Raw genomic sequence first — 6,614 nt, 5'->3', positions numbered from 1 at the left:
GACCGCTGGAGCAGGGGTGGGACGCGCCGCCGGGTGCCGCCCCGCCGAAGCCTCGGCGCCAGCAGTCGCCGGTGGGGGGCGGGAGTGGCCACACCCGCATCGGGCGCAACCCGCGCCTCAAGGTCGTGGAGGACTTCTCCTCGCCTGAGACGTCCGCGGATGACGAGGGCTCGGTCTCCGTCTCCGCGCCAGGGCGCCGCGGCGCCCGTATCCGCCGCGCGCCCGTGGAGGCCAAGGGGCCCAAGACGATTCCGGACGTGATGCCCGCGGTGCAGCCGGGCTCGGCGCGCGTGCGTGACGACATCGCGATGCCGCCGTCCGATCCGGCGCTGTCTTCGACGTCGGACGTGCACCGGCGCCTGATGAGCGCGGAGCAGCGGCTGTCCGTGGCCCAGCACCGGTATGGACGCCGGTTGGGCATCGCGGCGGCCATCGCCGGGGTGGGGCTGGTCACCTTCCTGGTGGCCGCGTGGCAGCTCGGTGGTGATGCGGCCCCCGCGCCGGAGGAGACCCCGCGGGAGGCGGAGGCAGAGGCCGCACCCGTGGGCCCATCGCCCGCCACGCCCATCGCGCCGCCGGCGCCCGTGCCGGCGCGTCCGCCGCCCGCGCCAGAGGCCGCGTCGAGAGGGGACGAGGAGGACGCGCCCCCCGAGCCGAGGCCGCCCCCGAAGTCTCAGCGCGCGTATGTCACCATCTCCACCAATGTGCCGGCGGTCGTCTACATCGACGGCGCGCGGCTGAGCCGTCGCACGCCCCTCAACCGATATCCCATCAAGATGGGCACCCGGCGAATCAAGCTGGTGTCCGTCGCCACCGGAGAGCCCAAGGAGCTGGACCTGCGCATCAGGCGCGGCCAGCACCTGAAGGTGCTGGTGGACTCGTTCACGTCTCCGAGGCGGTGACCATGGACCCGACCCGCATCTTCATCGTCGAGGATCAACCCCAGCTCCTCAAGAACCTGGTGAAGGTGCTGGCCACCTTTCCCGAACTGGAGGTGGTGGGCACTTCCCAGGAAGGGGAGTCCGCGGTGGAGGACATCGTCCAGCTCCGCCCCCAGCTCGTCCTCCTGGACCTGGAGCTGCCCGGCATCAACGGCATCCAGGTGACCCAGCGGGTGAAGCGCCGCGCCCCGGAGGTGGAGATCCTCATCCTCACGTCGTTCGACGACGAGACGAAGGTCTACGAAGCCATCCAGGCAGGGGCCTCCGGCTACCTGGTCAAGCGGGTGGGGCCGGAGAAGATCCGCTCCGGCATCCAGGAGGTGATGGAGGGCGGGACGGTCCTGGAGCCCATCATCGCCAGGCGCTTCTGGAACTACTTCCAGTCCGTCCAGGCGAAGTCCACCCAGGAGGACAAGAAGCCGGAGAACCCCTGGGCGCTCACGCCGCTGGAGTTCGAGGTGCTGGGCTACGTGGCCAAGGGCCTGTCCAACGCCGAGGTGGGGCACGTGATGACGCTGGAGCGGCGGACGGTGCGCACGCACCTGTCGCATATCTACCGGAAGATGGGCGTCAACTCTCATGTGGAGGCCGTGGTGATGGCCTTGCGTGCGGGTGTCGTGGATCTATAGCCACGCTCTGGTTAGGTTCGGGGCCCTATGCCCAAGGCTTCCCCGAGCAAAGTACCCACTCGCGTGGCGGACCCCGCACTCGAGTCCCTGTTCGACGTCCACGAGGCCACGCTTCCCAACGGCCTCCAGGTGCGGCTGCTCGCCAACCACCAGGCTCCCGTTGTCAGCCTCTACACCGTGTTCCAGGTCGGCAGCCGCAACGAGCGGCCCGGCATCACCGGCATCAGCCACCTGTTCGAGCACATGATGTTCAACGGGGCGAAGAAGTACGGCCCCAAGATGTTCGACAAGACGCTGGAGTCCAACGGCGGCCGGTCCAACGCGTACACGTCCACGGACCTGACGGTGTACTACGACGACTTCTCCGCCGACGCGCTGGAGACGGTGCTGGACCTGGAGTCGGACCGGATGCGCTCGCTGCGCATCTCCCAGGACACGCTCACCAGCGAGCGCGAAGTCGTGAAGGAGGAGCGCCGCGTCCGCGTGGACAACGACATCTTCGGCCTCATGGACGAGGAGCTGGGCACGCTCGTCTACAAGGCGCATCCGTACCGCTGGCCCGTTATCGGGTGGATGGCGGACATCGAGGCCATCCGCCGCGAGGACTGCCAGGACTACTTCCGGACCTACTACGCGCCCAACAACGCGGTGCTCTACATCGTCGGGGCCATTGACCCGAAGAAGACGCTGGCGCTGGTGCGCAAGTACTACGGGAACATCCCCAAGGGGCCCGCGCCCGCGGCGGTGCTCAACTCCGAGCCCGAGCAGAAGGGCGAGCGCCGCGCCGAGGTCCGCCACCCCGCGCAGTCCCCCGCGCTGATGCTGGGCTTCCGGGGGCCGGCCGCGAGCGATGACGACACCTTCGTGCTGGACGTCATCCAGTACGTGCTGACGAAGGGCGAGGGGAGCCGGCTGATCCGCTCGCTGGTGTACGAGCAGAAGCTGGCCGTGTCGCTGATGCTCGACTGGAGCTGGCGCATCGACCCGGGCACCATCCTCTTCTACCTGGCCCTGAAGCCGGACTCCGACCCGAAGCAGGTGGAGGCCGCACTGTACGCGGAGCTGGAGAAGGTCGCGCGCGAGGGCATCTCCGATCGCGAGCTGCAGAAGGCGCAGAACAACCTGCGCTCGGACCACCTGCGCGAGCTGGCCACGAACAGCGGCCGGGCGCATGCCCTGGGCCACTACGAGGCGCTGCTCGGCGACTGGCGCCGCTTGCTGACGCTGCCCTCCACCTACGCCTCCATCACCAATGACCAGGTCAAGGCCGTGGCCGCGAAGTACTTCGCGCCCGAGCACCGCTCCGTGGTGACGCTGGTTCCCGCGCCCACCGAAGCCTGAGCCCGGCCCCTCCAAGGAAAGCCCTGACACCATGGCCTCTCGCAAGAGCCCCTCCCGAAAGTCCCTCGCACGTCCGGCGAAGCGCGCCGGCGGCAAGGTCCCCGCCGCCCGAAAGGCTTCGTCCCCGCGCAAGGCCGCGTCGAAGCGGGGCGCGCCTCGCGCCACGACGAGCGCCCTCACGCTCCCCACGCTGCACGAAAGCACCACGTCCAGCGGCCTGAAGGTCATCGCCGCCGAGCGTGGGCCCCTGCCCATGGTGTCCGTGCGGCTGGTGATTCGCGCGGGCAGCGCCACCGACCCGGACGGCAAGCACGGCCTGGCGGACTTCACCGCCCGGCTGCTGCGCCGGGGCACCCGCCGCCTGAACGCGCAGGCCATTGACGAAGCGGTGGAGTTCGTCGGCGCCAGCCTGGGCGTGGGCGTGAGTGAAGACACGCTGTCGGTGGCCCTCACCACGCCGTCCGAGCACTTCGAGCAGATGCTCGGCATCCTGGGCCAGGTGGTGCGCGAGCCCACGTTCCCGCAGTCCGAAGTGGACGACGCGCGCGAGCGCGAGCTGGCGCAGTTCGCCAACGACCTGGACGACCCGTCCGTCATCGCCGACCGCGCCATGGTCCGCGCGCTGTGGGGGGACCACCCCTACGGCCACGACGTGGGCGGTTCGTCGAAGACGGTGAAGACCTTCACGCGCGATGACGTCGTGCGCTTCCACGAAGCGCGCATGGGACCCAAGGTGTCCATGCTCATCGTGGTGGGCGCGATGGACCCAGGGCGCGTGGCGGCCGCGGCCGAGGAGGCCTTCGCGGATTGGACGGGAGGGCCGGACGCGCCCGTGGCCATCCCCGCTCCGGAGCGCATCGCCCTGGGTGGGCGGGTCATCCTCGTGGACAAGCCGGACCAGACGCAGTCGCAGGTGCGGCTGGGGGGCCCCGGCATGCGCATGGGGCACGAGGACTACTTCCCGGCCACGGCGATGAACATCGCCCTGGGCGGCGGGTTCACCTCGCGGCTGATGAACGAGATTCGCGTCAACCGCGGCCTCACCTACGGCGTCAGCTCGTGGTTCGACTCGATGAACGCGGCGGGCGTCTTCGCGCTGTCCACCTTCACCAAGACGGAGTCCACCCGCGAAATCATCGACGTGGCGCTGGCGGAGATTGGCGGCGTCCGGGAGAAGGGGCTCAAGCCCCGCGAGCTGGCGGATGCCCAGTCCTACCTCGCCGGCCTGTACCCGCTGCGCACGGAGACGAACGAGTCCATTGCCGGGAGCATCGCCGAGGCCCGTCTGCACGGGCTGGGAGATGACTGGGTGGAGAAGTTCCGGGACCGGCTGCGCGCGGTGACGCCCAAGCAAGTCGTGGCCGCCGCGAGGAAGTACTGCTTCGCGCAGGCGCCCGCCGTGGTGGTGCTGGGCAAGGCGGACGTGGTGAAGAAGCAGCTCAAGGGCCTGGGCCCCATCACCGTGGTGCCGGCGACGGAGTACGAGTGACGGACGTCCGCATCCTCTTCGAGGGCGGCGGCGTGCTCGTGGTGGACAAGCCGCCCGGGATGCTCGTCATTCCCGGGCGCGAAGGCGGCCCCTCGCTCCGGGAGCTGCTGGAGACGCAGCGGCGCCAGAAGGTCTTCGTGGTGCACCGGTTGGATCGGGACACCTCGGGGGCCCTGGTGTTCGCCCTGGACGCCGCGGTGCACCGGGCCCTGTCGGGAGCCTTCGAGGCGGGGACGGTGCGCAAGCGCTACGTGGCGCTGGTGGAGGGCCGGGTCGAGGCGCCGCGAATGGTGGACGTGCCCCTGGTGGCCGGCAGGAAGGGGCGCATGCGCGTGGCTCGGCCGGGGGACACGGAAGCCAAGGCCTCGCGCACCCGCGTGCGGCCCGTGGAGACCTTCGAGCGCGCGTCCCTGGTGGAGGCCGAGCCGCTCACGGGGCGGACGCACCAGATTCGCGTGCACCTGCTGTCGCTGGGGCACCCGCTGCTCGTGGACCATCAGTACGGACGTGCGGCGCCGCTGACGGAGAAGGAGCTGTGCGGGGCAGGGGACGCGGTGGTGCTGGCTCGTACGCCGCTTCATGCCGCGCGGGTGGAGTGGCCTGCGCTGGCGGGTGTCGAGGCGCGCGCCGTGGAGGCGCCCGTGCCCGGGGACATGGCGCGGGCTCGCGAGCTGCTGCGGACAACCGTCACCGCGCCTTGAAGTCGTTGGACGTGCCCTGGGCATCCAGGGCGTCTGTCACGGTGAGCATGAGGTGACTCCCTGAGGCGTCAGAGCGTGCTGGCATGCTCCGGGCAGGTGAGCCTTGCTCCAGCATCGCGCTTGATGGAAAGGACGTGCCCCTGATGCGCCTCCGAGCTTGCATCGCACTTTTGCTCTTCCTCTCGGCCTGCGCTACGTCGGCGCCGCGTCGAAATGTGCCAACGGCGCCGGACCCGAGGCTCTCCAATCTCCAGCGTGCGGCGGCGCTGCCGTGGACTGATGGGGGACGGTGCGTCGTCCGTGAGGCGTCCCAGCGTTGGCCCGTGCTCGTGGAGAGGTGCTATCGAGCGCTTGACCATGACCGGATCGAGTTCCACGACACCACGGGAAGATGCGCGGTCGCCTCCGCTGGCGCCGCTGCCGTGGGAATCGGGTTCTGCGTGCTGGCGGCTCCTGAGATTGCCGTGGGGGCCGTGATCGTACTTGGCGTGGTGGTGGTCGGCGTCGCCATCAAGGAAGCGCTGGACGCATATGAACTCCGCCATGCCTACCCCGAGGAAGCTGGGACCTCACGAGGAACGAAGGTGTCATCCCGGGAAGCTGAAGCCCAACGAAAGCCCAAGCTGAAGCCCGAGCCAGCGGGGCAGGACGGGTTCCCCCCGGTGCCGACCGAGCCAATGGACCGAGAGCGCCGCCCCGAGTGCAGGCCCATCCCGGTGCCGCGCGCCTCCAAAGATGGTCCGCATAACGAGTGCGCCGACAAGTTTCCGCCCAACCGTTATCCCGGCATGGACGTGAGCGTGGGCGGAGTACGCTTCGATGCACTGCAAGTCGGCGTGCGCGTGCTGTGGGAGATCAAGACTCATCAATTTGATAAGTACAATGCCTTCGTCCAGAACATGGAGATCAAGAAGGAACTCAAACAAATCAAGAAGGAGCGAAACATGGCAGTGGCGTGTGGATATGGCTTCGTGATCGGAGTGAGCACCCAAGCGCACAAAGACGCTCTGCTCGCCGAGGATGAGTCCCTCAATATCAGCGTCACGGGATGCCCACGATGACTAAGCAAAGAACCCTCAACCTTATCACATACGCGCCTGCGCTCGTGGGTAAAGACGGTCGCGCGGTCGACGTCATCCATGGAATGGAACAGGCACTATCCGGCTTGCGGCTGAAGTGGCGGCTCTCAGACAGCGGGCGCCCCATCCCATTGCCACAGCGTGATGCCTGGCTCCTGGAAAACATTGAAGACGGGGAGTTCCCTGTTGTCTGTAACGGGGACGTGAATTACCCCGTGACGGTTGATGGAAGGGAAAGGTCGGGACTCTTCAGTCCAGGCGGTCAGCCCCTTTTTGAAGTCCATGCGAAAATGCCACTGTGCGAGGCTGTGATTGCGGCAGCGGCGGCTGTGCTTGAAGCCGTGGCGGAGGGCGCACGCGCGTTCTGGGGGAGTGCAACGCCGTACGCCGCCAATGTGGACATCGCGTATCAGACAGCACCCACGCTGCAAGGT

6 protein-coding genes and 1 pseudogene are annotated in these 6,614 nt (G+C 68.5%); all 7 read left to right on the top strand.

Going from position 1 to position 6,614, the window contains the following annotated elements; genetic code table 11:
* Window positions 1-902 (top strand): annotated as a pseudogene (locus tag G4D87_RS30960) (serine/threonine protein kinase); the annotation flags it as partial.
* A 2-nt stretch (window positions 903-904) separates the two neighbouring features.
* Complete coding sequence (locus G4D87_RS30955) at window positions 905-1,570, top strand: response regulator (protein ID WP_176411749.1); 666 nt, start codon at window positions 905-907, stop codon at window positions 1,568-1,570.
* Window positions 1,571-1,597: 27 nt separating this feature from the next.
* A complete protein-coding gene (locus G4D87_RS30950) occupies window positions 1,598-2,911 on the top strand; it encodes a M16 family metallopeptidase (protein WP_163786297.1) in 1,314 nt (437 codons plus the stop codon).
* Between the two features lie 31 nt (window positions 2,912-2,942).
* Complete coding sequence (locus G4D87_RS30945; protein ID WP_163786296.1) at window positions 2,943-4,400, top strand: M16 family metallopeptidase; 1,458 nt, start codon at window positions 2,943-2,945, stop codon at window positions 4,398-4,400.
* Window positions 4,397-5,101 (top strand): RluA family pseudouridine synthase, encoded by a 705-nt coding sequence (locus tag G4D87_RS30940; RefSeq protein ID WP_163786295.1) that lies wholly within the window; start codon window positions 4,397-4,399, stop codon window positions 5,099-5,101. Before G4D87_RS30945 ends, G4D87_RS30940 begins: the two co-directional genes overlap by 4 nt.
* Window positions 5,102-5,244: 143 nt before the next feature.
* Window positions 5,245-6,162 (top strand): DUF6310 domain-containing protein, encoded by a 918-nt coding sequence (locus G4D87_RS30935; RefSeq protein ID WP_163786299.1) that lies wholly within the window; start codon window positions 5,245-5,247, stop codon window positions 6,160-6,162.
* Window positions 6,159-6,614 (top strand): DUF5953 family protein (locus tag G4D87_RS39060; protein ID WP_240358743.1); only part of this gene is annotated, 456 nt, incomplete at its 3' end. The genes G4D87_RS30935 and G4D87_RS39060, both read left to right, overlap by 4 nt.

The organism is Myxococcus vastator (genome assembly GCF_010894475.1).
In the GTDB taxonomy this organism is placed as follows: Bacteria; Myxococcota; Myxococcia; order Myxococcales; family Myxococcaceae; genus Myxococcus; species Myxococcus vastator.
This window is presented reverse-complemented; position numbering and strand designations above follow the sequence as displayed.

Bases quoted from the DNA above. Each gene is read 5' to 3' on its own strand.
- G4D87_RS30935 (WP_163786299.1), top strand. From the start codon at position 5,245: ATGCGCCTCCGAGCTTGCATCGCACTTTTGCTCTTCCTCTCGGCCTGC.
- G4D87_RS30955 (WP_176411749.1), top strand. From the start codon at position 905: ATGGACCCGACCCGCATCTTCATCGTCGAGGATCAACCCCAGCTCCTC.
- G4D87_RS30945 (WP_163786296.1), top strand. From the start codon at position 2,943: ATGGCCTCTCGCAAGAGCCCCTCCCGAAAGTCCCTCGCACGTCCGGCG.
- G4D87_RS30950 (WP_163786297.1), top strand. From the start codon at position 1,598: ATGCCCAAGGCTTCCCCGAGCAAAGTACCCACTCGCGTGGCGGACCCC.